This is a genomic window from Massilia oculi, assembly GCF_003143515.1.
Lineage (GTDB): Bacteria > Pseudomonadota > Gammaproteobacteria > Burkholderiales > Burkholderiaceae_D > Telluria > Telluria oculi.
Genome location: NZ_CP029343.1, coordinates 1,106,171 through 1,129,934 on the forward strand (window position 1 = coordinate 1,106,171; position 23,764 = coordinate 1,129,934).

21 protein-coding genes and 2 pseudogenes are annotated in these 23,764 nt (G+C 64.3%); 11 read left to right on the plus strand and 12 right to left on the minus strand.

All coding sequences use genetic code 11. The features are described 5' to 3' along the window. Nucleotides 1–13: 13 nt before the first annotated feature. The gene (locus tag DIR46_RS05150) at nucleotides 14–1,054 is read left to right on the plus strand and encodes an alpha/beta hydrolase (protein WP_205289077.1); all 1,041 of its coding nucleotides are present in this window, start codon (nucleotides 14–16) and stop codon (nucleotides 1,052–1,054) included. A 142-nt stretch (nucleotides 1,055–1,196) separates the two neighbouring features. Beyond that, nucleotides 1,197–1,889, plus strand: coding sequence for a UPF0149 family protein (locus DIR46_RS05155; RefSeq protein WP_109344278.1), 693 nt, complete (start codon nucleotides 1,197–1,199; stop codon nucleotides 1,887–1,889). 145 nt (nucleotides 1,890–2,034) lie between these two features. Here the strand turns inward: DIR46_RS05155 and DIR46_RS05160 are convergent, their stop codons facing one another. The 5 genes from DIR46_RS05160 to orn all read right to left on the minus strand — a co-directional run bounded on the left by DIR46_RS05160 (nucleotide 2,035) and on the right by orn (nucleotide 9,989). Further along, nucleotides 2,035–3,129 carry an HPP family protein gene (locus DIR46_RS05160; protein ID WP_229446502.1) on the minus strand — a complete coding sequence of 365 codons (1,095 nt, stop codon included), beginning with the start codon at nucleotides 3,127–3,129 and terminating at the stop codon, nucleotides 2,035–2,037. 258 nt (nucleotides 3,130–3,387) lie between these two features. After that, nucleotides 3,388–5,430 carry a PAS domain-containing hybrid sensor histidine kinase/response regulator gene (locus tag DIR46_RS05165; RefSeq protein ID WP_109344280.1) on the minus strand — a complete coding sequence of 681 codons (2,043 nt, stop codon included), beginning with the start codon at nucleotides 5,428–5,430 and terminating at the stop codon, nucleotides 3,388–3,390. A gap of 288 nt (nucleotides 5,431–5,718) precedes the next feature. Then, a complete protein-coding gene (locus DIR46_RS05170) occupies nucleotides 5,719–6,789 on the minus strand; it encodes a glycoside hydrolase family 43 protein (protein ID WP_109344281.1) in 1,071 nt (356 codons plus the stop codon). 39 nt (nucleotides 6,790–6,828) lie between these two features. Further along, nucleotides 6,829–9,339, minus strand: a complete 2,511-nt coding sequence (locus DIR46_RS05175) for a hybrid sensor histidine kinase/response regulator (RefSeq protein WP_109344282.1) — start codon at nucleotides 9,337–9,339, stop codon at nucleotides 6,829–6,831. Nucleotides 9,340–9,404: 65 nt separating this feature from the next. Continuing rightward, the gene (orn, locus tag DIR46_RS05180) at nucleotides 9,405–9,989 is read right to left on the minus strand and encodes an oligoribonuclease (RefSeq protein WP_109344283.1); all 585 of its coding nucleotides are present in this window, start codon (nucleotides 9,987–9,989) and stop codon (nucleotides 9,405–9,407) included. Between the two features lie 70 nt (nucleotides 9,990–10,059). On the opposite strand from orn, the gene DIR46_RS05185 reads away from it, so the two are divergent. The 7 genes from DIR46_RS05185 (at nucleotide 10,060) to DIR46_RS05215 (ending at nucleotide 15,891) form a co-directional block, all read left to right on the plus strand. Then, a complete protein-coding gene (locus DIR46_RS05185; RefSeq protein WP_109344284.1) occupies nucleotides 10,060–11,322 on the plus strand; it encodes a M48 family metallopeptidase in 1,263 nt (420 codons plus the stop codon). Beyond that, the gene (locus DIR46_RS05190) at nucleotides 11,319–11,651 is read left to right on the plus strand and encodes a 4a-hydroxytetrahydrobiopterin dehydratase (RefSeq protein ID WP_109344285.1); all 333 of its coding nucleotides are present in this window, start codon (nucleotides 11,319–11,321) and stop codon (nucleotides 11,649–11,651) included. Before DIR46_RS05185 ends, DIR46_RS05190 begins: the two co-directional genes overlap by 4 nt. Then, nucleotides 11,648–12,550 (plus strand): ribosome small subunit-dependent GTPase A, encoded by a 903-nt coding sequence (gene rsgA, locus DIR46_RS05195; protein ID WP_109344286.1) that lies wholly within the window; start codon nucleotides 11,648–11,650, stop codon nucleotides 12,548–12,550. Before DIR46_RS05190 ends, rsgA begins: the two co-directional genes overlap by 4 nt. Before the next feature lie 83 nt (nucleotides 12,551–12,633). Next, on the plus strand, nucleotides 12,634–13,560 hold the full coding sequence (argF, locus tag DIR46_RS05200; RefSeq protein ID WP_109344287.1) for an ornithine carbamoyltransferase: 927 nt from the start codon (nucleotides 12,634–12,636) through the stop codon (nucleotides 13,558–13,560). Between the two features lie 113 nt (nucleotides 13,561–13,673). Next, entirely contained in the window at nucleotides 13,674–14,906 is a 1,233-nt protein-coding gene (locus tag DIR46_RS05205) for an argininosuccinate synthase (RefSeq protein WP_109344288.1), read from the plus strand. A 159-nt stretch (nucleotides 14,907–15,065) separates the two neighbouring features. Continuing rightward, nucleotides 15,066–15,389 (plus strand): YkgJ family cysteine cluster protein, encoded by a 324-nt coding sequence (locus DIR46_RS05210; protein ID WP_109347911.1) that lies wholly within the window; start codon nucleotides 15,066–15,068, stop codon nucleotides 15,387–15,389. A 208-nt stretch (nucleotides 15,390–15,597) separates the two neighbouring features. Beyond that, a complete protein-coding gene (locus tag DIR46_RS05215; RefSeq protein WP_109344289.1) occupies nucleotides 15,598–15,891 on the plus strand; it encodes a GIY-YIG nuclease family protein in 294 nt (97 codons plus the stop codon). Nucleotides 15,892–15,897: 6 nt separating this feature from the next. Here DIR46_RS05215 and blaOXA read toward each other — a convergent pair whose 3' ends face one another. From blaOXA to murB, 6 genes and pseudogenes are all read right to left on the minus strand, one after another. Then, a complete protein-coding gene (gene blaOXA, locus DIR46_RS27900; protein WP_370659968.1) occupies nucleotides 15,898–16,665 on the minus strand; it encodes a class D beta-lactamase in 768 nt (255 codons plus the stop codon). Next, nucleotides 16,654–17,496, minus strand: a pseudogene (gene bla, locus DIR46_RS27905) (subclass B3 metallo-beta-lactamase); the annotation flags it as partial. The gene blaOXA and the pseudogene bla, both read right to left, overlap by 12 nt. Nucleotides 17,497–17,518: 22 nt before the next feature. Continuing rightward, nucleotides 17,519–19,243: a M56 family metallopeptidase gene (locus DIR46_RS05225; RefSeq protein ID WP_109344291.1), complete on the minus strand. Its 1,725-nt coding sequence runs from the start codon at nucleotides 19,241–19,243 to the stop codon at nucleotides 17,519–17,521. Beyond that, nucleotides 19,240–19,623 (minus strand): BlaI/MecI/CopY family transcriptional regulator, encoded by a 384-nt coding sequence (locus DIR46_RS05230; protein WP_109344292.1) that lies wholly within the window; start codon nucleotides 19,621–19,623, stop codon nucleotides 19,240–19,242. The genes DIR46_RS05225 and DIR46_RS05230 overlap by 4 nt, the downstream gene beginning before the upstream one ends. Nucleotides 19,624–19,685: 62 nt before the next feature. Next, on the minus strand, nucleotides 19,686–20,393 hold the full coding sequence (locus DIR46_RS05235; RefSeq protein ID WP_109344293.1) for an SDR family oxidoreductase: 708 nt from the start codon (nucleotides 20,391–20,393) through the stop codon (nucleotides 19,686–19,688). Between the two features lie 10 nt (nucleotides 20,394–20,403). Then, on the minus strand, nucleotides 20,404–21,432 hold the full coding sequence (gene murB / locus DIR46_RS05240; RefSeq protein WP_109344294.1) for a UDP-N-acetylmuramate dehydrogenase: 1,029 nt from the start codon (nucleotides 21,430–21,432) through the stop codon (nucleotides 20,404–20,406). A 133-nt stretch (nucleotides 21,433–21,565) separates the two neighbouring features. Here murB and DIR46_RS05245 point away from each other — a divergent pair, with 133 nt between their 5' ends. Both DIR46_RS05245 and DIR46_RS05250 read left to right on the plus strand, forming a co-directional pair. Then, nucleotides 21,566–22,051: a YajQ family cyclic di-GMP-binding protein gene (locus DIR46_RS05245; protein ID WP_109344295.1), complete on the plus strand. Its 486-nt coding sequence runs from the start codon at nucleotides 21,566–21,568 to the stop codon at nucleotides 22,049–22,051. A gap of 174 nt (nucleotides 22,052–22,225) precedes the next feature. Beyond that, entirely contained in the window at nucleotides 22,226–23,494 is a 1,269-nt protein-coding gene (locus DIR46_RS05250; RefSeq protein ID WP_109344296.1) for a nitronate monooxygenase, read from the plus strand. Between the two features lie 61 nt (nucleotides 23,495–23,555). Here the strand turns inward: DIR46_RS05250 and DIR46_RS28030 are convergent. Continuing rightward, nucleotides 23,556–23,675, minus strand: a pseudogene (locus DIR46_RS28030) (IS1595 family transposase); the annotation flags it as partial. Nucleotides 23,676–23,764 lie beyond the last annotated feature (89 nt).

Below are 23,764 nucleotides of genomic sequence, written 5' to 3' on the forward strand. Positions count from 1 at the left end.
CGAAAGGAAGAATATGAAGAAACTGACCCTGACCATGGTTGCACTGGCCGCCGGCATGCTGGCCGGCACCGCGGTTGCCCAGACCGCAGCCCAGCCGCCGAAGGCCGAACCGAACATGCAGAAAGTGCTCGACGCGATGGCGTCGCTGAAACCGAAGCCGATCGAGACCCTGAGCCCGGAAGAAGCGCGCAAGCAGCCGTCGGCCGCCGACGCGGTGAAAGAAGTGCTGTCGGACGCGGGCCAGAGCACCGCGCCGGAACCGGGCGTGACCATGAAGACCCAGACGGTCCAGGGCAAGGGCGGCAGCTTCCCGGTTCATATCTTCACCCCTGAAGGCAAGGGTCCGTTCCCCGTCATCGTCTACTACCACGGCGGTGGCTTCGTGATCGCCGATACCAAGGTCTATGAAGCGTCGATCCGCGCGCTGGCCAAGCAGGCCAAGGCGATCGTCGTCTCGGCCGACTACCGCCTGGCGCCGGAACACACATTCCCGACCCAGCCGGAAGACGCCTTCGCCGCCTATAAATGGGCGATCGACAACGCCAAGCAGTTCAATGGCGACGCCACCCGCGTGGCGGTGGCCGGCGAATCGGCCGGCGGCAACCTGGCGACCGTGGTGTCGATGATGGCGCGCGACCAGAAAGCCCAGCTGCCGGTGCACCAGCTGCTGGTGTATCCGGTGGTCGACAACGACATGAACAACGCGTCATACAAGAAAAACGCCAACGCCAAGCCGCTCAACAAGGCGATGATGGGCTGGTTCTTCAAGCACTACGGCGCCGATCCGAAGAGCCCGTATGCGCTGCCGATGAAGGCGACCTCGCTCAAGGGCCTGCCTCCGGCGACCGTGATCACCGCCGAGATCGACCCGCTGATGACCGAGGGCAAGGCCTATGCCGACCGCCTCAAGAAGGAAGGCGTGACCGTCAACTATCGCCACTACGCGGGCGTGACCCACGAATTCTTCGGCATGGGCGCGGTGGTGCCGAAAGCCAGGGAAGCGCAGCAGTTCGCGGCCGACGAGCTGACCAAGGCCTTCAACGCCAAGCGTTGATGCCGTCCCGGCGCCGCGGCCGTTGCGCCGCGGCGCCATCTCCCGTCTGCAATCGAGGTTTTTGCTGCCGCCCGGCGGCGCAGGCGTTACACTGGCGCCTTTACGCAAAACCGGCGCCCGGGCGCCATCACCAGACACTCCCATGCATCTCGAACAGCCCCTCTCCGAAAAAGAATTCGACGAACTCGACCAGTTCCTCTTGTCCGACCGTTGCTCCGACGAAGCGATGACGATGGACACCCTGCACGGCTACCTGACCGCGATCGCGATCGGTCCGGAAACCATCATGCCGGCCGAATGGCTGCCGCTGGTCTGGGGCCAGGACGAAGCGGCCGCGCCGAAGTGGAAGAACAAGCGCGAAGAAGAAAAGATCGTCAACCTGATCATGCGCTTCATGAACGAAGTGCTGATCACCTTCGAAGTCTCGCCGAAGGAGTTCGAGCCGCTGTTCGTCGAACATGAATTCGAGGGCAAGACCCTGATCGATCCGGAAGCCTGGTGCTGGGGCTTCTGGGAAGGCGTCGAGTTGCGCGCCGATTCCTGGGATCCGATCTGGACCTCCGACGTCGCCGAACTCATTCGCCCGATCTACCTGCTCGGCGCCGACGAGATCGAGGAAGAAGAACTGGCCCTGGTCGACAACCCGCACAAGATCCACGCCCTGGCGCTGGAGATCGAAGCCAATGTGCCGGCCCTCTACCGTTACTGGCTGCCGCTGCGCAAGGCCGCGGTCGAGACCGTGGTGCGCGAGGAGCCGAAGGTCGGCCGCAATGACGATTGCCCTTGCGGCAGCGGGAAGAAGTTCAAGAAGTGCTGCGGGGCTGAATCGGCTTGATTACCTGTATCGGGCCGGCTCACCTGATTCGGCCTGATCCACCCGTTTCGCCGCCGCGTTCACCGTAGCGTGGGCGGCTTTGCCGCCCCACGCGGTGATGGTCAGCAGCGAGATCATCGCTGACGAAACCGGCGCCTCGCCAGAATCAATCGCCGCGCCGGCGCCGCGACCGCCACCCCTGCGTCGCCAGCGCCCCCCCATGCAGGGCATCGAGCACTTCGACCGGCCCCGCCATCCCCACCAGCGTTCCCGCCGCATCGACCACCGGCACCCGCGCCAGTCCATGACGGCCCGCCAGCGTGGCCACGTCGCTGGCCGGCTGCGCCGCCTGCACCGCGATCCCGGTCATCATCAGCTCGGCCACCCGCTCGGCCTCCTTGCGCCCGCGCAGCACGATCAGCGCCCGCGCCTTGATGCTCCATGCTTCGGCCTCGGCCGCCGCACGCAGCAGCGATTTCAGGGTCAGCACGCCAAGCAGCCGCCCTTCCCCATCCACCACCGGCAGCGAAGGCAAGCCATGTTCGAGCAGGATGGCGCGCGCCGTCGCCAGCGGCATATCGGGTTCGAGCCGCGCCAGCGGCGGCACCACGACATCGCCGGCATGCAGGTGACGCACGCGCCGCTCGGCCGCATGGTGCTCGGCATCGTTGACGATGACGGCCAGGTCTTCGCGCGAGACGTCGAGCGCTTCGCCAAAATGTTCCAGCGCGGCATCAATGTCCTCGACCGCGACGGCGGTCGGCGCGGGAGCGGCCTTGTGCGCGTGATGGGCGCCCGTCACCCGGTTGTACAGCAGCGCCGCCAGCACCAGCAGCACGGTGTTCAGGCCTACCGGCGCCAGCGCGAACGACAGACCGGCTTCGTGCACCGCCGGCCCGCCCAGCACCGCCGTCATCGCCACCGCACCGCCCGGCGGATGCAGGCAGCGCAGCAGGAACATCATGGCGATCGACAGGCCGCCCGCCAGTGGCGCGGCGAACATCGGGTCGGGCAGCAGCTGGGCACAGACAACGCCAACCAGGGCCGACACCACGTTGCCGCCGATGACGGGCCAGGGCTGGGCCAGAGGGCTGGCGGGGACGCAGAACAGCAATACGGCGGAGGCGGCCATGGGGGCGACCAGCCATGCGACGTGAGCGCCTGGAGCGCTCCAGGCCAGCACGACCTGGCTGAGCACGCCGGAAAGGGCCAGGCCGAACAGTGCGCCGAACGCGGCCCGCGCCTGGCCGATTGGCGGCAAGGCGACCGGATGGGGTCGCCTCAGAATGGATAGAAGAAAGGATGACATTGCACCAAGGATGAGCGCGAAGAGCGTCATTACAGCACATTTGCACGAATTGAGTGCACAATCACCCGAAAATAGTGCAGGCATTCAGCCCGTTCCACTTTTCGCTGCCTTGCCTGGTATACGGCGCCGAGCCGCCGGGAGGGCCGCTGTTTGATGCGCGCATCGTCTCATCCGGCGCGCGCTCGCTCAGCGTCGAGCGTGCTTTGACCTCTAACGGGGTGCTATATGCGCAAAAATCGAGAACAACTCGGCGGCATCAAGCGGCTTGACAAGATGATGGGCGAAGCCAGCCTCCAGGGATTGCTGACGGTCCTGTTCCTGGCCGTAGCCGGTTACAGCGATGAGCACGGAGGCCGCAGTTCCGGAATGCTCCCGGAGGCGCTTTGCCAACTCATACCCATCAACCTCCGGCAAGCCGATGTCGAGCAGGCAGGCATCGAAAACGCCGGCAGCAGCGCGCTCGAGAGCGCTTCTCGGATGATGCTCAACAGTGACTGTATGGCCAGATGCCTCCAGAAGCATGGCGAGCGTAAGCGCTCCGTCGACATTGTCATCCACTAACAGCAGCCGCAGCTTCTGGTTGTGGGAAGGGTGCGGTTGGTCTGCACCGCCTGCGGGCGCGATTCCGGCGGCTTCCTCCAAATGCGGAAGGCATACGGTGAATTTGCTTCCATAACCTAAACCCTGACTTTCGGCGGTAACTGTCCCGCCATGAAGCTCGACCAGATTCTTGACGAGTGCCAACCCCAAGCCCAATCCTCCTGATGTGCGGTCGGACGTCACCTCAGCCTGTGAAAACAGGTCAAACACGCGCGCAACCAGGTCGGGCTGCATTCCAATGCCGTTATCTGTCACGCTGACCACGACTTGCGTGCCGCGCGCTTCTGCTTCAACCTTGATTTCACCGCCGCTCGGGGTATATTTGGCCGCGTTATTCAGAAGATTGGCGACCACTTGCACGAGTCTTTTTCGGTCCCCGCTGACCAATGTCGTACCAGGCGCCAGATGGAACTGGAGGTGATGGCGCTTAACCTGCATTATTGGAGTCAATTGTTCGACCGCTTCACCGACGACTTGCCGCACATCCAATGGTGCAAGTTCAAGCTTCACGAGTCCTCTGCTGACACGCGAAACATCCATCAGATCGTCAACCAGGCTCGCCATATGCTTGATTTGTCTTAGGATAATCTCGCTTGTTTGTTGCACGCGCGGCCTATCCAGCGGAGCCAGACGCAACAGTTCTGCTGCCGAACTGATTGGCGCCAGTGGATTTCTTAACTCATGTGCCAGCATCGCGAGAAACTCGTCTTTTCGACGTTCGCCCTGCTTCAAGCTTTCTTCCGTCAGCTTGCGTTGCGTAATGTCGCTAGCAGCGCCTATCCATTCAAATATCTCTCCGTTATCATCCAACCGCGGAGCGGCTCTGGAATAGGTCCAGCCGCAACTGCCGTCGACACGCAGAACCCGGTGTTCGAGTTCAAACACGCTTTTCTCGCGAATTGCCGTTTCAATGGCGGAACGGGCACGCTCGAGATCATCCGGGTGCACATACTGCTCCATCGGCCACTCTGCCCACTGCGTCGTTGTCTTCAAAAACCCGCGTCCGTCCAGGCTGTCCATGAATTTCCAGTCCGGACTCATGCGGTAGATAACATCGGAGGTGGCTGAAATAAAGGCGCTCAACCGATCTTCGCTGTTGCGCTTGGCGATTTCCGCATAAACCTGATCCGTCACGTCAGCGGCAGTGTGCTCTATGCAGACGACATTGTTTTCCACGTCAAGAATCGGCGTGCTTGTGGCCCGCCAATAACGCTCCTCAAATATGATTTGTCCATCAGCCTGAGCTACTTCTATCGGATAGCGCTGCACTGTCATGACCTGTGACAAGCCCGTTTCAACCACCTTCGCGAGCGCGGTGCGCAGGGCCGCGGTCCCGGTATCAAATGGATCCGATGGATCTTCTGGAAAGACGTCGAAGAGCTTCTTCCCGACGAGGTCTTCCCTCTTCCTCGAGTTACCTCTCAAAAAGGCATCGTTAACCGCGAGGATGACTGGATCATCCGAAGCGGAGAGCAGGCAGGTTCCCACTGAGCTGCCATTGAAAACAGCCTCGTAAAATGATGAAGAATGCATGGTAAAAACAGTGGTGGGAACGGGCACAATAAATAAAACTGTCCAATACTCGCCGACCTGGAATATCGGGGGGGCTGTATCGGCGCAATCCGGGATTGGACTTTGCTCGCCATGAACCATACAACCGTACGTCGCCTTGAACTATAACCCTGCGGTAAGACTTTGACTAACACATTCTCCGCATGTCATCCGTCGTACCATTGCCTTGCGAGGTAAACATTGTCAACTCATCTCCAGCGTGCTGCAGGGCGTTCTGCGCCAGTTCGCTTGTTGCCGTACATACATTCACACGATCCAGTGATGATGCCGCCGAAGGCCAAAATGTCCTGGCAGGACTAGCGCCATTGCACTACTGCCCCGCCACGTCCCGTAGAACCGGCTAGCGGTCTTGTTCACCACTTCACGCCATTATCCGCCGCGACGGATCTGCCGTGGCGCCACGCCCTCGTTCGTCATGACCACCGGCTTGATCGTGCCATCCGCATTAAAGTACACATGCTCGATAGCCATCTCCCGATGATGGCCATCCTTGTCATCGAGCGGCCTGCGGTGATAGACGATGACCCAATCATCCGTCCCTGGAATATTGGCCACCGAATGATGCCCCGCCCCGTTGGCAATGGTCGTATCCTGTTGCAGGATGGTCCCAATGCGCTTGAATGGACCGAACGGCGACTTGCTCATGGCGTAAGCGACGCGGTAATCCGGTCCCGTCCACCCTCCTTCCGACCACATGAAGTAATACACGCCATTGCGCTTGGCCATGAACGAGCCCTCCACATAGGCCGGGTCGGGCGTGATTTCCTTGTAGGTGGTCCCGTCCGGGAACGGCACGACGCTCAGCAGGTCCGGCGCCAGCTTGACCACGTTGGCATGCTTCCAGCCGCCGTAATACATATACACCTGGCCATCGTCGTCCTTGAACACCATCTGGTCGATCGGCTGGGCGCCGTTGTGGATCTTGTCGATCAGCGGGCGGCCCAGCGCATCCTTGAACGGGCCTTCGGGACGGTCGCTGACCGCCACGCCGATGCCGCCCAGCTGGCCGTTGGCCTTGATGTCGTTGGCGCCGAAGAACAGGTAGTACTTGCCGTTGTGCTCGATGGCGGATGGCGCCCACACCGCATAGGCCGCCCACGCGACGTTCTCGACGTCGAGCACGTGGGTGTGCTTCGTCCAGTTGACCAGGTCGGTCGACGAGAAGGCGTCGAGGAAGGTCTGCTTCAGGTAGGGTTCCCAGATCAGGTCGGACTTGGCGCGCATGCGCTTCTGTTCCGGGGTGAAGGCGTGTGAGGTGCGCGGCGTGCCGTCGTGGTCCGAATAGGTGGGGTAGATCCAGTACTTGTTGCCGTAGATGCGGATTTCAGGGTCGGCGTACCAGCCGGGGACGATCGGGTTGGCGGCATGGGAGACGGTGCCCAGGGTGGAGAGTAATACAAGCGCCAGTGATTTTGCGATGACGGTCCGTTTTGTTTTCATCTAGTCTCCTTCGATTGTTTTTGTGGCTGCGCCGGATACTCAGGTTCCCGCCTGCGCGGGAACGACGTCGGCCAAGGTCTCCGATTGCCTGGCATTTTCTTCTCCGCGCACGCCATCGAGCACGCGCAGCAGCACATCGACATTGACCGGCTTGACCAGGTGATGCGCGAAGCCCGCGGCCAGCGCGGCGTCGCGGTCCTGCTGCTGGCCGTAGCCGGTGATGGCGATCAGGGTCGCGTCCCTCGTCGCCGGATCGGCCTTGAGGCGCCGCGCCAGTTCGCGCCCATCCATCTCCGGCAAGCCGATATCAAGCAGGCAGACATCCGGCCGGATGGCGCGCGCGCGTTCGAGCGCTGGCAGCGACGCATGCTCGATCGCCACCTCGTGCCCCTGCGCCGACAGCAGCAGCCCCAGCGTCTCGGCGGCGTCATGATTGTCGTCCACCACCAGCACGCGCAAGGGCGCGGCGCCGGCCGGGCAGGCAGCGTCCGGCGCAGGCACTGAAGCTTCTTCCTGCAGCAACGGCAAGCTGATCACGAAGGTGCTGCCCTTCCCTAAGCCGGGGCTGGAACAGCCCACCGTGCCGCCATGCAGCTCGACCAGGTGCTTGACCAGGGCCAGGCCCAGTCCGAGGCCACCCTGCGAGCGGTCGGACGAGCGCTCGGCCTGGGTGAACAGGTCGAACACGCGACCAGTGAGCTCGCGGTCCATCCCGATGCCCTCGTCGCGCACACTGAGCACCAGGCGCGTCCCCAGCACCTCGGCGCGCAGGTCGATGCCACGCCCCGGGGGTGTGTACTTGGCGGCGTTGCCCAGCACATTGGCCACCACCTGCACCAGGCGCGCCTTGTCGCCGCGCACGGCGGCGTAGTCGGGCGGCAGGCGTACGCCCAGTTGCTGCGAGCGCGCGTCGATCGTCGGCCGCACCTGCTCCACCGCTTCTTCGACCACGGCGCGCGCCGGCACCCGCGCCTGGCCCAGCGTGATCAGGCCGCGCGTGACGCGCGAGACATCGAGCAGATCGTCCACCAGGCGCGTCATGTGGCGCACCTGACGTCCGATGATGGCGCTGCTCTGGTGCACCCGGCGCTCGTCCATATTGCCCAGCCGGAGCAGCTCGGCGGCGGCGCTGATCGGCGCCAGCGGGTTGCGCAGCTCGTGCGCGAGCATCGCCAGGAATTCGTCCTTGCGGCGGTTGGCTTGCATCAGTTTTTCTTCGGCCAGCTTGCGGTCGGTGATGTCGCGGAAAAAGCTGGCGATGCCGCCGTCCTGGGTCGGATAGGCGCGGATGTCGGTCCAGATGCGGCGCCCGTCGGGGAAGACGTGGCACTGCTCGGCGGCGCCGGCGCGGCGCGTGTCCATCACGCGGCGGTACATGCGGCCGGCCTCGCTGTCCGCCATGGCAGTGAACACTTCCCAGTGGTTGCGGCCGATGACTTCCTCGCGCGTGACGGCGCAGATGCGCAGGCCCTCGGCGTTCATGCGCTGCACGATCCAGTTGCGGTCGAACAGCGCGAAGCCTTCGGAGATATTGTCGAAGATGTCACGGCTGCGGTCGCGCTCTTCGCGCAGCAGCGCCTGGGCGCGCGCGGTCTCGGCCGCGGCCCAGGTGCGCTCGGCCACGTCGCGCGCGAGCTGGACGTCGTGGGCGGTCCAGGAGCGCGGCGTCGGCGCATCGACGCCCAGGCAAGCGATCAGGCGGCCGGATTTCACCAGCGGCACCACCAGCAAGGCGCCGATGCGCTCGCCGCGCCAGACGGCGCGCAGGTCTTGCGTGCGCGGGTCATTGGCCGCATCGTGGATTTGCACCACCGCCCCGCTGCGCAGCTCGTCCACCACCGCCGGACTGAGTTCGTGGAATGGCGAGCGCAAGGCCGCCGGCGCGGCGCCATCCTGCGACCACAGGCGCGGCAGGTCCAGGCGGCCGCTGAGCGGATCGATTTCTGCATACAACACCCGGGCGGCCCCGAGCTCCACGCCCAGCAAGGCGCTGGCGGTGGCAATCACCTCGCCCGGATCCCCGATCGGGCCCAGCGCATCGGACACCCTGAGCTGGAAGGCCGCGCGCCGCTCGGCCAGCACGCGTCCGGTGGTTTCCATGCAGGTGCAGAACAGGCCGCCGACCTGGCCGGCCGCGTCGAACAGGGGCGCATACGAGAAGGTGAACCAGGCGCGCTCCGGATAGCCGTTGCGCAGCAGGCTCAGCTCGAGGTCTTCGAAAAACACCGCCTCGCCCGCCATGGTGCGCTCGAGCAACGGCCGCAGGTCCGGCCATGCCTCGGGCCACACCTCGGCGAATGGCAGGCCGGGCGCGCACGGATAGCGCCCGCCCAGGATGGGGATGTAGGCGTCGTTGAACAGGAAGGAGAACTGCGGTCCCCACGCGATGAACATCGGGAAGGACGAATGCAGCATCATGCCCACTGCCGTGCGCAGGGACGGCGGCCAGCCGTCGGCCGGGCCGAGGCTGGAAGTCTGCCAGTCGTGGCTGCGCATGCGCGAGGCCACCTGGCCTTCACTCGCGAAGGCGGTATGCGTGAGCGGAACCATACCGCAGATTGTCGCATACCTTCTTGTCAATACTGCGCAGTTTTTTTGCTGCAGCTTTTACAACATTACTTCTGGATGAAGTGCTCGCGGTAATAGCGCAGTTCTTCGATCGATTCCGTGATGTCGGCCAGGGCCGTGTGCTTCTGGTGCTTCTTGAAACCACCGGCAATTTCGGGCTTCCAGCGGCGGCACAATTCCTTCAGCGTCGACACGTCCAGGTTACGATAGTGGAAGAAGGCTTCCAGCTTCGGCATGCCGCGCGCCATGAAGCGGCGGTCCTGGCAGATCGAGTTGCCGCACATTGGAGATTTGTTCGCCGGCACGTACTGCTTGAGGAAGGCGATCAGTTCCTGCTCGGCCTGGGCTTCGCTGACAGTCGAGGCTTTCACGCGGTCGATCAGGCCCGACTTGCCGTGGGTGCCCTTGTTCCAGTTGTCCATCTTGTCCAGCGTCGCGTCCGACTGGTGGATGGCGAACACCGGGCCTTCGGCGATGATGTTCAGCTCGGGGTCGGTAACGACCACCGCCACTTCGATGATGCGGTCGTTGTCCGGATCCAGGCCGGTCATTTCCATGTCCACCCAGACCAGGTTGAACTCGTTCGGGCGCTGGGCTGCGGCGGACTCGGTGGTTGGTGTAGCTTGTGACATAATTCTCTCTTTGCCTAGTCGTGTTTAGTCGTGTCTTACACTTAATCCTGCATTTTCTCACAGGCACAGAATGTCTTCATTCGGGTTTTCGGTTTTGTTCGTCGTTTTCTTCGTGCTCACCATGGTGCTGCGCACCTGGCTGGCCGCGCGCCACATCCGGCACATCGCGCGCCACCGCGCCAGCGTGCCGGCCGAGTTTGCACCAAAGGTGCCGCTGGCGGCGCACCAGAAAGCGGCCGACTACACCGTCGCCAAGACCCGCCTTGGCCTGGTGGGCATGCTGTGGGGCGGCGCGGTCCTGATCGGCTTTACCCTGCTGGGCGGACTGCAGCTGCTGTCGCTGGCACTGTTGCCATTGACCGGCCCGGGGCTGTGGCACCAGATGACGCTGGTGGTGGCCTTCGGCGTCATCTCCGGCCTGCTCGACCTGCCGCTGGACTGGTATCGCCAGTTCGTGCTGGAGCAGCGCTTCGGCTTCAACAAGATGACGCCCGGCCTGTGGTTCACCGACCTGGTCAAGAGCACGATCGTGGGCGCCGTCATCGGCCTGCCGCTGCTGTGGGTCGTGCTCACCCTGATGGAGCAATCTGGCGAGCTGTGGTGGTTCTATACCTGGCTGGTGTGGAGCGGCTTCCAGCTGCTCATGATCGCGATCTACCCGAGCGTGATCGCGCCGATGTTCAACAAATTCAGCCCGCTCGAAGACGCCAGCCTCAAGCAGCGCATCGAGGGCCTGATGGCGCGCGTCGGCTTCGCGTCGCGCGGCCTGTTCGTGATGGACGGTTCCAGGCGCAGCGCCCACGGCAACGCCTATTTCTCGGGCTTCGGCCGCGCCAAGCGCATCGTGTTCTTCGACACCCTGCTGTCGCGCCTCGAGCCGCAAGAGATCGAGGCCGTGCTGGCGCACGAACTTGGCCACTTTAAATTGCGCCACATCGTCAAGCGCGTCGCCGTGATGTTCGCCATGTCGCTGGCCTTCCTGGCCCTGCTCGGCTACCTGAAGGGCCAGGCCTGGTTCTATACCGGCCTGGGCGTGATGCCCTTCATGAACGCCTCCAACGACGGCATGGCCCTGGTGCTTTTCGTTTTAGTTCTGCCGGTGTTCACCTTCCCGCTGGCGCCACTGTCCTCGATCACCTCGCGCAAGCACGAGTTCGAGGCCGACGCCTTCGCGGCCAAGCATACCGATGGCCGCCACCTGGTGTCGGCCCTGGTCAAGATGTACGAGGACAACGCCTCCACGCTCACCCCTGACCCGCTGCATTCGGCCTTTTACGATTCGCATCCGCCGGCCTCGGTGCGCGTGAAACACCTGACGATGGCGGGCGCATGAAGCTGGAGCATCGCGACTGCGTCCGCCACGCGAACGCCCTCGATCCGCGGACGATCGACACCTTGCTGAACGACGTCCCCGGCTGGACGGCGGTCGACGGCGTCCTGTCGCGCGAGTTCCGCCTGCCGGACTACCGCGCCACCATCGCCTTCGTGAACGCCGTGGCCCAGGTCGCCGAAACGCAGGACCACCATCCGGAGATGACGGTCGGCCACGCAAGCTGCAGCGTCGCCTGGAGCACCCACTCGGCCGGCGGCGCCCTGACCGAAAACGATTTTATCTGCGCCGCGAAAGTGAATGCGCTTTACCCTGGAATGACGAGCGCATGAGCGAACTCAAAGGCACCATCATCGCGGCCCACGGCCGCCACTACCTGGCCGACGTCGACGGCGAAAAACTGCAATGCGTCACGCGCGGCAAGAAGACCAACGTCGCCGTGGGCGACGTGGTGCACCTCAAGCGCACCTCCGCCGACCAGGCCGTGATCGAAAAGATCGCGGACCGCACCACCCTGCTCTACCGCTCCGACCAATACAAATCGAAGCTGCTGGCGGCGAACATCTCGCGCCTGTTCATCGTCGTCGCCACCGAGCCCGGTTTTACCGACGACCTGGTGTCGCGCGCGCTGGTCGCCTGCGAGGCGGCCGGCATCGAGGCCCACCTGATCCTGAACAAGACCGACGTCGCAGACCTGCTGCCGCGCGCCCGCGAGCGCGTCGCGCCGTATGCCGCGCTGGGCTATCCGGTGCACGAGGTATCGGCCACCGGCCAGCCCGAACAGACCGTTGCCACCTTGATGCCGCTGCTGGCAGGACACTCGTCGATCTTCATCGGCCAGTCCGGCATGGGCAAGTCGTCGATGATCAACCTGCTGGTGCCGGACGCCGACATCGCGGTGCGCGAGATCTCGGCCGCCCTCGACACCGGCAAGCACACCACGACATTCACCAGGCTGTACCGGCTCCCGGGCGCGGAAGGGAAAACCGCGACGATCATCGACTCGCCCGGCTTCCAGGAATTCGGCCTGTACCACCTGACGGAAGGCATGCTGGAGCGCGCCTTCGTCGAGTTCAAGCCCTACCTGGGCGGCTGCAAGTACTACAACTGCCGCCACCTGGCCGAACCGCAGTGCGCCGTGCTGGATGCGGTGGCCGACGGCAAGATCGCGCGCATGCGCCACGAACTGTATGCGCAGCTGTTGCACGAATCGTCGCAGACCTTGTACTGAGACCAGGGACGAGAGACTATACTTTCCCTAACGGAAAGAAAAACCCCTTATAATTCAAGGGATAACATTCGAGTAGACCCACTATGCCAGGCACCACTCCGATCAAGCACTTCCTGCAATTCTCCGACTTCACGCGCGACGAGTTCGAATACGTCATCAAGCGCGCGGCGATCATCAAGCGCAAGTTCAAGGCCTACGAGGTGTATCACCCGCTGGTCGACCGCACCCTCATGATGGTGTTCGAGAAGAGCTCGACCCGTACCCGCCTCTCGTTCGAGGCCGGCATGCACCAGCTGGGCGGCGCCGCCATCTACCTGAATACCCGCGACAGCCAGCTGGGCCGCGGAGAGCCGGTCGAAGACGCCGGCCAGGTGATGAGCCGCATGTGCGACATCATCATGGTCCGCACCTTTGGCCAGGACATCATCGAGCGCTTCGCCGCCCATTCGCGCGTCCCGGTCATCAACGGCCTCACCAACGAACACCATCCCTGCCAGGTGCTGGCCGACGTGTTCACGTTCTGGGAACACCGCGGCTCGATCGCCGGCAAGACGGTGGCCTGGATCGGCGACGCCAACAATATGCTGTACTCGTGGCTGCAGGCGGCCGAGGTGTTCGGCTTCCACCTGAACGTCTCGACGCCGAAGGGCTACGAACTGGACCCGAGCCTGGTCTCGACCTCGCGCTACACCCTGTTCGACAACCCGTCGGACGCCTGCGCCGGCGCCCACCTGGTCAATACCGACGTCTGGACCAGCATGGGCTACGAGAAGGAAAACGCGGAGCGCCTGAAAGCCTTCGACGGCTTCATCGTCGACGAGGACAAGATGGCGCGCGCGGCCAGCGACGCCCTGTTCATGCACTGCCTGCCCGCGCACCGCGGCGAGGAAGTCTCGGCCGGCGTCATCGACGGCCCGCAATCGGTGGTCTGGGACGAGGCCGAGAACCGCCTGCACGTGCAAAAAGCCCTGATCGAGTACCTGCTGCTCGGTCGTATCGAAGATAATTGATTTTTTTCACCCACTGAAGCTTGATCGTTGGCCGTTCATTGCCCTCCCGGGCGGTGAACCTGTGCGCCAGCTGACCATTACTCCTCTACCATCCCTCCATCACTGGAACTCCCATGAGCGACATCAAGAAAGTAGTCCTTGCCTATTCCGGCGGTCTCGACACCTCCGTCATCCTGAAATGGCTGCAGGACAATTACAACTGCGAAATCGTCACCTTTACCGCCGACCTCGGCCAAGGCGAGGAACTGGAACCGGCGCGCGCCAAGGCGCTGAAGTTCGGCATCAAGCCGGAAAACATCTACATCGACGATGTGCGCGAGGAGTTCGTGCGCGACTTCGTGTTCCCGATGTTCCGCGCCAACACCGTGTATGAAGGCGAATACCTGCTGGGCACCTCGATCGCGCGTCCGCTGATCGCCAAGCGCCTGATCGAGATCGCCAACGAGACCGGCGCCGACGCCGTTTCGCACGGCGCGACCGGCAAGGGCAACGACCAGGTGCGCTTCGAGCTGGGCGCCTATGCGCTGAAACCCGACGTCAAGATCATCGCCCCATGGCGCGAATGGGACCTGCTGTCGCGCGAAAAACTGCTGAAGTACGCGGAAGACGCCGGCATCGACATCGACATGAAGCACAAGAACGGCGGCGCGCCGTACTCGATGGACGCCAACCTGCTGCACATCTCGTTCGAAGGCCGCCACCTGGAAAACCCGAGCGCCGAGGCCGAGGAATCGATGTGGCGCTGGACCGTGTCGCCCGAGCAGGCGCCGGACGAAGCCGAGTACCTGGACATCGAATACGAGAAGGGCGACATCGTCGGCCTGAACGGCAAGCGCCTGTCGCCGGCCGCCGTCCTGACCGAGCTGAACCGCCTGGGCGGCAAGCACGGCATCGGCCGCCTGGACCTGGTGGAAAACCGTTATGTGGGCATGAAGTCGCGCGGCTGCTACGAAACCCCGGGCGGCACCATCATGCTGCGCGCGCACCGCGCGATCGAATCGATCACGCTGGACCGCGAAGTGGCGCACCTGAAGGACGACCTGATGCCGCGTTACGCTTCGCTGATCTATAACGGCTACTGGTGGGCGCCGGAACGCGTCGCGCTGCAGACCCTGATCGACCACACCCAGGCCACCGTCAACGGCTGGGTGCGCATCAAGCTGTACAAGGGCAATGTGATCGTCGTGTCGCGCGATTCGAAGACCGATTCGCTGTTCGACATGAACATTGCGACCTTCGACGAAGACGGCGGCGCCTACAACCAGGCGGATGCGGGCGGCTTCATCAAGCTGAACGCGCTGCGCATGCGGATTGCCGCCAAGGCGCGCGCGAAACGTGGTCAATAAGGCGGCCAATAAGGTGGTCAATAAAGCGGCCAATAAGGTGGCCAACAAGGTGGCCAACAAGGGCTGACGCAACCGGCTTCACAGCCGGTTTCAAGCTGATCGGGAAGCCGCCTTCGGGCGGCTTTTTTTCGTCCCGTGTCCGCGCTAGAATTGGCCACCATGAGCGCCGACGACGTCCTTCCCTGCCTGAGCTGCGGAGCTTGTTGCAAGAGCTACCGCGTGTCCTTCTACTGGGCCGAAGCCCTCGACCTCGGTCTGCCCGACGCCATGACCGAACAGGTCACGCCGCATATTTCGTGCATGAAGGGGACCAGTGCTTCCCGCCCCTATTGCATCGCGCTCGGAACGGGCGACGCCGGGCCGATGGCTTGTGGCGTGTATGCGCAACGGCCTTCGGCATGCAGGGAGGTGCAGATCGGGGATGGCAAGTGCAATGGGGCGCGTGAGCGGCATGGCTTGGGGGTGATCGGAGGCGTGGCGTGATGGCTTGGGTGGCCGTTGGCGGGAGGTGGTGGTGTGCGTGCGGGCTTGGGTTCCCGCCTTCGCGGGAACGACGTTGATGCTGGTCGCGATGCGTTGAAGAAGCGACTTCGGCCACGCCCCCGAGCACGTCGTTCCCGCAACGGCGGGAACCCAAGCCGATTTGACCCACCACAAACACACACCAGGGCCAGACACCAAACTGGCCGGCATGGACAAACCATCCTGCGTTTACATCCTGGCCAGCCGCCCCTACGGCACTCTCTACATCGGCGTTACCTCTGACCTGATCAAGCGCGTGTGGCAGCACAAGGAAGCTGTCGTGCCGAGCTTCACCAGCAAACACGGGGTCAAACGCCTCTTCTGGTACGAAACCCGCACCGACATCACCCACGCCATCCTTCGCGAGAAACAGCTCAAGCGCTGGAACCGGGACTGGAAGATCAACCTGATCCAGTCCACCAATCCGACGTGGCACGACCTGTACGCCGCGATATGTGGCTGAAAAGGTCTACAACAGCCCTAACGACTGCAAAGCCGCCTTCCCCAGCGGCACCCGCTTGGCGCCAACCGTATCGTCGGTGATGTCGGCATTCAGCGCGAACGCATACACCTTGCCGTCCTTCTCGACCCAGCCGACCCACCAGCCGATCTGGTTCTTGCGATCGTCGGGCATATACCAGCCGGTCTTGGCGTACAGGTTCGCGTGATCGTCCTGGCGCACGATCTCGCGCACCGCCGCCATCGCGGCTTTCGGAAACGGCAGCTGGTCCTGCGCCAGCCGGCCCAGGAAACGGGTCTGCTCGATTGCGCTGATCTTCAACGGCCCTTCGAGCCAGAAGGCGTCGATGACAGCCCCCGCATCCATATTGCCGTAATCGAGCTGGCGCAGGCCCTCTCGCATGCGCGGCATGCCGATGCGGCGCGCCAGTTCCTTGTACACCGGGACGTTCGATATCCTGATCGCCTCGCGTAGCGGCATGTCCCTGGCCCATTGCGGCAGGTAGGTCGGCCCGCCGCCGTACGGCAACACTTCGTCGACGCTGGAGACGGCGCCGGTCGCCAGGCCGATCAGCGAATTGGGAATCTTGTAGGTCGACGCCGGGACGTAGCGGATATTGGCGCGCTGGCGGTCATGCCCTGTGTAGACGTTGGCGGCGACGTCGTGCACGACGAAGGTGCCGGTCACGCCCGCCTTCTCGAACATCTCGGCGATCTTCGCATCGTCGCGCCAGACGATCGCAGGCGTCTTCGCTTCTTCCGCCAGCGTCTTCTGCAGCCGCGCGCGGCCCTTGTCGGCATAGGCGCGGCAAGCGGTCTTGTCGACGAAGGCCGCGTTGCCGAGCGTGGCGCGTTGCGCGTGACGCTTCCATACATCGCTCCCTTCAGGATGGGCCGAGACCAGCACGTCGCAAGGCAGGGCCGCGACTTTCGCGATCGAGCGCTCCACGTCGCCGCGCGCGTTCGGATAGGCCGGGTCGCCGCTGTAGCGGAAGCCCCCGGCGCCGATGGCGTTCAGGCTGTCGGCATACACCATGTTCACGCGCTTGCCGCCATCGTTCGACGTCCAGGTCCAGGTCGATCCCCCCTGGGTGTGGCCGGGGGTCGCATGCAGGGTGACGGCCAGCGGACCGACCTTGACCGTCTCGCCGTCGCGCACGACGCCGACCCTGGCCACCGGCGCCATGTCGTTTTCCAGCAGGCCGGCATATTGCGGATCGCCGCGGCTGACTTTACCGGTGCGCAGGACCGCGGCCGCGGCGGGCGTGGCCCTGACCTCGGCGCCGGACAGCCGTTGCAGCTCGGCGATCCCGCCCGCGTGGTCGAAGTGCTCGTGCGAATTGAGGATGATGCGGATGTCCTCGACCTTGAAACCGAGCCTGCGGACATTGGCGGCGATCTGGCCTGCCGCCTCCGGCGTAGCGCCGTCGATCAGGATGTGGCCTGTTTTGGAGGTAATCAAGACGGCGCTCAGGCCGCGCGTGCCGACGTAGTAGCTGTCGGCGGAGAGCGCGAACGGGTCCTGCGGCGTGTTCCAGTCACTGGCGGATGCGAAAGGCATGCACGTGACGAGGCCAGCCGCGGCCAATGCCAGGCTTGTGATCTTCATGGAGATGTCCTTTGATGGAGGTTTAGAGCGCGTCCAGTCTTGCAGGCAGTTCGCGCAGGAAGGCTTCTTTCAATAGCGGACCGGCTGCGCGATCGGGATTCTCCCGGTCCAGGATCAGGCGCGCGAACACGATCGTGCGCCCTTCCTTGCTGGCCCAACCGACGAACCAGCCATAGGAGCGCGGCGGATCTTGCGAACCCTTCGGCCGATCCAGCACGGCGGTGCCGGTCTTGGCGTACACGTCCCAGCCGTTCGGCAGCGTGGGCAGGCGCAGCAGCGTCGCCGTCATGTCGTAGGCCTGCGCATTCAAACCCAGCTCGCGGTTGACGACCTTGCGCAGGAACGCCGCCTGCTCTTGCGCCGAGATCTGCAGCGAGGAACCGATCCAGGCATCGGTCACGCCACCCGACAGGTCCCGGTTGCCGTAGTCGAAACGCTGCAAATACGATTGCAAGCCATCGAGACCAAGGCGCGCGGTCACCTGCTGCGCATACCACACGGTCGAGTTGCGGATCCAGCCCGTGGGGTCGGTGGTGGTGCGCCAGGCCGGCAGCCAGTCGACATAACCCTTCCTGAACGGCAGCGCCGGCGTGTGGGCGTCGACCAGGATGCCCGCGTCGTAGCCCATCAGGCTGACGACGATATTAAAAGTGGAGGCCGGCGTGGCGCGCACATCGCAGTCGCCCTGCTCGACGAGGGGGGCGCCGCTCGCGGCGTCGAGCATGAGGGTGCAATCGAGCCTGGCCGGCTGATCGCTCCAGGCCAGCGCGGGCTGCAGCGCCAGGTTGCCGCCGAAGGCCAGCGCCAGGATCGCGAGTCCCGCGCCGCGCGCCCATGCCGCATGCCGCGCGGCGCCGGGAGCACGGATCAGTTCAACGCGGGCCGCCAGCGTATCGGGGCTGACGCCGCCAAATGCCAATGCCCCGTTCACCGTACGGTGCTGCATGCGCAGCTGCGCGACCAGCGCGGCGGCATAGGCGCGGCGTTCGAGCGGCGGCCGGCCGCGCAACACGTCGCGGTCGCAGCCGAGTTCCTGCGCCCAGGCGAGTCGTTCGCGCAGCAGGCGCATGGCGGGATTGAACCAGCACAGCGCCTGCAGCCCGGCGCCCACCGTCAGCCACCACAGGTCGCCGCGGCGCCAGTGCGTCAGTTCATGGGCCACGATCAGCTCGCGCTGGAGCGGATCGATGTCGCGCAGGCCGCGCGGCAGCAGCAGGCGCGGCTTGAATGGGCCGACCAGCATCGGAGGTATGGGGGCGTCGACTTCGATGACGGCAGGGTGCGCCGGATGCGCCTGGGGCGCCTGGGGCGCCCCGCATCGCATCAGGCGCTGCACGATCCGCTGGCCCTGCCACAGCCTGCCGACCATCCAGGCGAGGCCGCAGGCATAGATCGACACCCAGGCCCAGGCCAGCCACGCCAGCCAGGAACGCTCACCTGCGATGGTGGCCGGCATGCCGGCGGCGGGGCCCGATGGCGCCAGGGCGGCGGGCAGGCTTGCCGCCACCGCGCTCACGTCGACTTCGAACACCGGCTGCATCTCCGCCTGCCGGGCGGGCGCTATCAACAGCAACAGGAAAGTGGCCGCGATCGCGGCCTGGCCCAGCAGCCAGGTCGAGCGCTGCATGCCCAGCGCCGGCAGCGCACGGCGCGCCAGCCGGGTCGCGCCCCACACCGCCAGCCCGGCCGCCAGGCAACCCGCGCTGGCGAACAGGAAGCGGATGGCCAACTTGTCGAGCGCGGTCATGGGGCCCCGTCCGTGTCGACCGGCCAGTCGTTGAGGAGCCGCTCCAGGCGGGCCAGCTCCGCATCGTCGACCAGCTTGCTGCCAGTGAACATATTGACCGGCAGAGGCGTATCGATTTCCATTACGCGCCGGCCGAAGTCGTGGGCGAAGGCGGCCAGGGTATCGACCTTGTCGCTGACCGCCTCGTACACCTGCACGCCATGGCGCAGCTCCTGGCGCACCATGTTTTTCTCGAGCATGCGCTCGAGCGTCTTGCGGGTCGACGAATACGACCACGCCAGCTCCTCGACCACCGCGTCATGGATTTCGCGGGCGCTCAATGGCTGCCGGCGCCACAGCGCTTTCAGCAGGCTCAGTTCGGAGATCGAGGGGACGGCCATGGACAACACTCCAGCGTGTGACGGCAGCCACAATCATGCGACAAGTGTCGCACGCCTGTCAACTAGTTACGCAAGTCATCTACCGGCTCGCTGCCAAATCCCGGCGCCAGCAGGTAATCGACCAGCTTGCTGGCGCACGCCTCGGGCGTATCCAGCGCGCCGCCCTCCTTCAGCGCGACGAACCGCTCGCGCATCGGGAAATCGGCATCCGGCGTGGCGCGGATGGCCGCCTGCATATCGGTGTCGATCACGCCCGGCGCCAGGCTGCAGGCGCGCACGCCCGGATCGCCATCGAGCAGCACGGCGCGCGCATGCTGGTCGAGCGCCGCCTTGGTCGCGCAATACACGGCCCAGCCGGGATAGGCATTGCGCGCCGCGCCGCTCGAGACGTGCAGGATGCGGCGCTGGGCCTTTGGCGCGGCCCGCACGAAGGCGGCGGCCAGCGCCAAGGGCGCGCCGACGTTGAGCGCGACGGCGCGCAGCACCTCGGCCGGATCCTGGACGGCAAGCGGACCGACCGGCGCGACGACGCCGGCATTGTTCACCAGGAGTGCATCGTTTGCGTCCTGCAGAAAATCGCGCAGCGCATCGCCCGCGAGCCAGGCTTGCAGGGCGGCGGGATCGGCCATGTCGAGCACGACCTGTTCGATGCCGGCCCGTGGCGAGCGTCCGCGCGCCAGGCCCAGCACGGCGATGCCGCGCGCCTGCAGTTCGGCCGCGACGGCGGCGCCGAGGCCGCGGGTGTGGCCTGTGACGATTGCCTTCTTCATGGTGGGTTCCTTAAATGAATACGGGTTCGGGTTCCAGCGCCACGCCGTAGCGGGCCGCCACGTCGGCCTGGATGGCCTGGGCCAGGCGCACCACATCGGTCCCGATCGCGCCGCCCAGATTGACCAGGACCAGCGCCTGCTTGTGATAGACACCGGCCGGGCCGATGTTCTTTCCCTTCCAGCCGCACTGGTCGATCAGCCAGCCCGCCGCCAGCTTCTGGCTGCCGTCCGGCTGGGCATGGTGGACGAGGTTCGGATACGTCTCCAGCAGGCGCCGGCATTCCTCGTCTGAGACCACCGGGTTCTTGAAGAAGCTGCCGGCATTGCCGATCTCCTGGGGATCGGGCAGCTTGCGGCGACGGATCGCTTCGACGATGGCGCCGATATCGCGCGGCGTCGGCGCCGCCAGCCCCGCCTCCTGCACCGCGTTGGCCAGTTCGGCATAGCGCAGGTTCGGCTGCCAGGCCGCCGGCAGCGCGAAGGTGACGTCCAGCACGATGAGATCGCGTCCCTCGGCATGCTTGAAGATGCTGTCGCGGTAGCCGAAGCGGCAGGCGGCGGCGTCCAGGGTGCGGAGTTCGCCGCTGGCCATGTCGAAGGCCGTCAGGCTGTGGAACACATCCCTGGTTTCGACGCCGTACGCCCCCACGTTCTGGATGGGTGCGGCGCCGACCGTGCCGGGGATCAGTGACAGGTTTTCCAGCCCGCCCAGCCCCTGCGCCAGGGTAAACTGGACGAAGGCATGCCAGTTCTCGCCGGCCTGGGCGCGCACGAGGACCTTGTCGCCGTGCTGGCCCAGGATCTCCCGCCCCTGGCCGGCCATGTGCAGCACCAGGCCGTCGACATCCTGGGTGAACAGCAGGTTGCTGCCGCCGCCCAGCACCAGGCGCGGCAGGTTGGCGAGAGACGGATCGGCGCGCAGCGCCGTCAATTGCCCGGCGCTTGTCACGCGCAGGTAGTGACGGGCGGTGGCGGGGATACGGAAGGTATTCAGCCCGGCAAGCGGCTGATCGTGGACGATGGGCAGGTCTGGATGCATGACGGTTGGGATGGAAAATGTCGTTTCATTATAGTGGTTCACGCATTCCCGACTTTCCAGCATGGCAAAACGGTCGCGATTCGGGCCGTTGTCCGCTAAAATAGAGGGATTAATCTAAACAAGGACACACTCCATGCCATCGTTTGATGTGGTCTGCGAAGCAGACATGGTCGAAGTCAAGAACGCGGTCGAGCAATCGAACAAGGAAATCGCGACCCGCTTCGACTTCAAGGGCAGCTCGGCCAATGTCGAACAAAAAGAGCGCGAACTGACGCTGCTGGCCGATTCCGACTTCCAGCTCAGCCAGGTCAAGGACGTGCTCATCAACAAGATGTCGAAGCGCAAGGTCGACGTGCGCTTCCTCGACGAAGGCAAGGTCGAGAAGATCGGCGGCGACAAGGTCAAGCAGGTGATCAAGGTGCGCAACGGCATTGAAACCGAAGACGCGAAAAAGATCACCAAGCTGATCAAGGAAAGCAAGATGAAGGTACAGGCCAGCATCCAGGGCGAGTCGGTGCGCGTGACTGGCGCCAAGCGCGACGACCTGCAGACTGCGATGGCGATGCTGCGCAAGGACGTGCAGGAGCTGCCGCTGGCTTTCAATAATTTCCGCGACTGATTCATAGCCCAGTCGCCGGTGGCCGGCATGGCCGGCTCGAGAGCGTGGCGCAGGCGGACGTGTTCCGCGGCGCGTAGCCCCGCTTGGAGTAGAATGGCGCCTTGACATTCGTGCGTTTTCGTGACGCCGTGCGCCGCCGCAACCCCAGGCAGTTTAGGTAGTCTAAGGATAGCAATGAAACGTGTTGATGATTTCCGCCTACGTATGGGCAACAAGGAATATGTGCCCATCATGATCGGCGGAATGGGTGTGGACATTTCGACGTCCGAGCTGGCCCTTGAAGCGGCCCGCCTCGGTGGGATCGGTCATATCTCCGACGCCATGTCCCAGGACGTGTCCGACCGCAAGTTCGACACCACCTTCGTTAAAGACAAGACGAAGACCTACAAGTTCAACATCAACAATATGAACAAGGCGGTGGTCCAGTTCGACCTGGATCACCTTGCCGAGGCGACCCGTCGCCACGTCGGTGCGACCATGGAAGCGAAGAAAGGCGATGGCCTTATCTACGTCAATTGCATGGAAAAGCTGACCATGAATGCGCCGAAGGAAACCCTGCGCGTGCGCCTGGCGTCGGCACTGGACGCCGGCATCGACGGCATCACCCTGTCGGCCGGCCTGCACCTGGGCTCGTTCGAGCTGATCAAGGACCATCCACGCTTCCGCGACGCCCATCTGGGCATCATCGTGTCTTCGGTGCGCGCGCTGCAGCTCTTCCTCAAGAAGGTCTCGCGCCTGGACCGCAAGCCGGATTTCGTGATCGTCGAAGGCCCGCTGGCCGGCGGCCACCTGGGCTTCGGCATCGATGACTGGAAGCAGTACGACCTGCACACCATCATGGACGAAGTCCTCGCCTTCATGCAGGCCGAGCAGCTGGGCATCCCGGTGATCGCGGCCGGCGGCGTGTTCACCGGCTCGGATGCGGTCGGCTTCCTGGAAAAAGGCGCCGGCGGCGTGCAGGTGGCGACCCGCTTCACCGTCACCCACGAGTGCGGCCTGCCGGACAGCGTCAAGCAGGAGTACTTCCGCGCCAGCGAAGAAGACATCGAAGTCAACGGCGTGTCGCCGACCGGCTACCCGATGCGCATGCTCAAGAATACCCCGGCGATCGGCTCCGGCATCCGTCCCGGCTGCGAATCCTACGGCTACCTGCTGGACGCCACTGGCAACTGCGCCTACATCAACTCGTACAACCGCGAGGTGCAGGCCCATCCGGACCAGAAGAAAGTGGTCGTGATGGACAAGACCTGCCTGTGCACGCACATGCGCAACTTCAATTGCTGGACCTGCGGCCACTACACCTACCGCCTGAAGGACACCACCCACCTGCTGGCGGACGGCAACTACCAGATCCTGAGCGCGGAACACGTGTTCAAGGATTACCAGTTCAGCGTGAACAACGAGATCGCGCTGCCCGAGAAGCAGGATATCGCGGCTGCGTAAGGCTGCCGCGCTCCTCATGAAGCCACGGCCTGCCGTGGCTTTTTTGTTGGCGCTGTACGCATCAGCTGTTGATGACCCCGAATCCAATACGCAGCAATTGCTCGACGGAATTGACTCTCCCGCCGTCGCGTGCCCAGTGCCAGCCCAGGTAATCGGGGAGACGGCGCGCGGCCACGCCATGGCTGACGAGTACCGCGCTTTTTGCTGGCGCCCTCCCCCCCCATCGGCGCGATGCTCCGACCTGCCCTTGTCCCGCACCGCGACGATGGA

What these genes read in the sequence shown, in the direction of transcription:
- DIR46_RS05190 (WP_109344285.1), top strand. Translation starts at nt 11,319, where the DNA reads ATGAAGCTGGAGCATCGCGACTGCGTCCGCCACGCGAACGCCCTCGAT.
- argF (WP_109344287.1), top strand. Translation starts at nt 12,634, where the DNA reads ATGCCAGGCACCACTCCGATCAAGCACTTCCTGCAATTCTCCGACTTC.
- DIR46_RS05175 (WP_109344282.1), bottom strand. Translation starts at nt 9,339, where the DNA reads ATGGTTCCGCTCACGCATACCGCCTTCGCGAGTGAAGGCCAGGTGGCC.
- orn (WP_109344283.1), bottom strand. Translation starts at nt 9,989, where the DNA reads ATGTCACAAGCTACACCAACCACCGAGTCCGCCGCAGCCCAGCGCCCG.
- DIR46_RS05170 (WP_109344281.1), bottom strand. Translation starts at nt 6,789, where the DNA reads ATGAAAACAAAACGGACCGTCATCGCAAAATCACTGGCGCTTGTATTA.
- DIR46_RS05235 (WP_109344293.1), bottom strand. Translation starts at nt 20,393, where the DNA reads ATGAAGAAGGCAATCGTCACAGGCCACACCCGCGGCCTCGGCGCCGCC.
- DIR46_RS05165 (WP_109344280.1), bottom strand. Translation starts at nt 5,430, where the DNA reads ATGGTTCATGGCGAGCAAAGTCCAATCCCGGATTGCGCCGATACAGCC.
- DIR46_RS05150 (WP_205289077.1), top strand. Translation starts at nt 14, where the DNA reads ATGAAGAAACTGACCCTGACCATGGTTGCACTGGCCGCCGGCATGCTG.
- DIR46_RS05210 (WP_109347911.1), top strand. Translation starts at nt 15,066, where the DNA reads ATGAGCGCCGACGACGTCCTTCCCTGCCTGAGCTGCGGAGCTTGTTGC.
- DIR46_RS05230 (WP_109344292.1), bottom strand. Translation starts at nt 19,623, where the DNA reads ATGGCCGTCCCCTCGATCTCCGAACTGAGCCTGCTGAAAGCGCTGTGG.
- DIR46_RS05215 (WP_109344289.1), top strand. Translation starts at nt 15,598, where the DNA reads ATGGACAAACCATCCTGCGTTTACATCCTGGCCAGCCGCCCCTACGGC.
- DIR46_RS05245 (WP_109344295.1), top strand. Translation starts at nt 21,566, where the DNA reads ATGCCATCGTTTGATGTGGTCTGCGAAGCAGACATGGTCGAAGTCAAG.
- DIR46_RS05205 (WP_109344288.1), top strand. Translation starts at nt 13,674, where the DNA reads ATGAGCGACATCAAGAAAGTAGTCCTTGCCTATTCCGGCGGTCTCGAC.
- DIR46_RS05250 (WP_109344296.1), top strand. Translation starts at nt 22,226, where the DNA reads ATGAAACGTGTTGATGATTTCCGCCTACGTATGGGCAACAAGGAATAT.
- DIR46_RS05185 (WP_109344284.1), top strand. Translation starts at nt 10,060, where the DNA reads ATGTCTTCATTCGGGTTTTCGGTTTTGTTCGTCGTTTTCTTCGTGCTC.
- murB (WP_109344294.1), bottom strand. Translation starts at nt 21,432, where the DNA reads ATGCATCCAGACCTGCCCATCGTCCACGATCAGCCGCTTGCCGGGCTG.
- DIR46_RS05225 (WP_109344291.1), bottom strand. Translation starts at nt 19,243, where the DNA reads ATGACCGCGCTCGACAAGTTGGCCATCCGCTTCCTGTTCGCCAGCGCG.
- DIR46_RS05155 (WP_109344278.1), top strand. Translation starts at nt 1,197, where the DNA reads ATGCATCTCGAACAGCCCCTCTCCGAAAAAGAATTCGACGAACTCGAC.
- rsgA (WP_109344286.1), top strand. Translation starts at nt 11,648, where the DNA reads ATGAGCGAACTCAAAGGCACCATCATCGCGGCCCACGGCCGCCACTAC.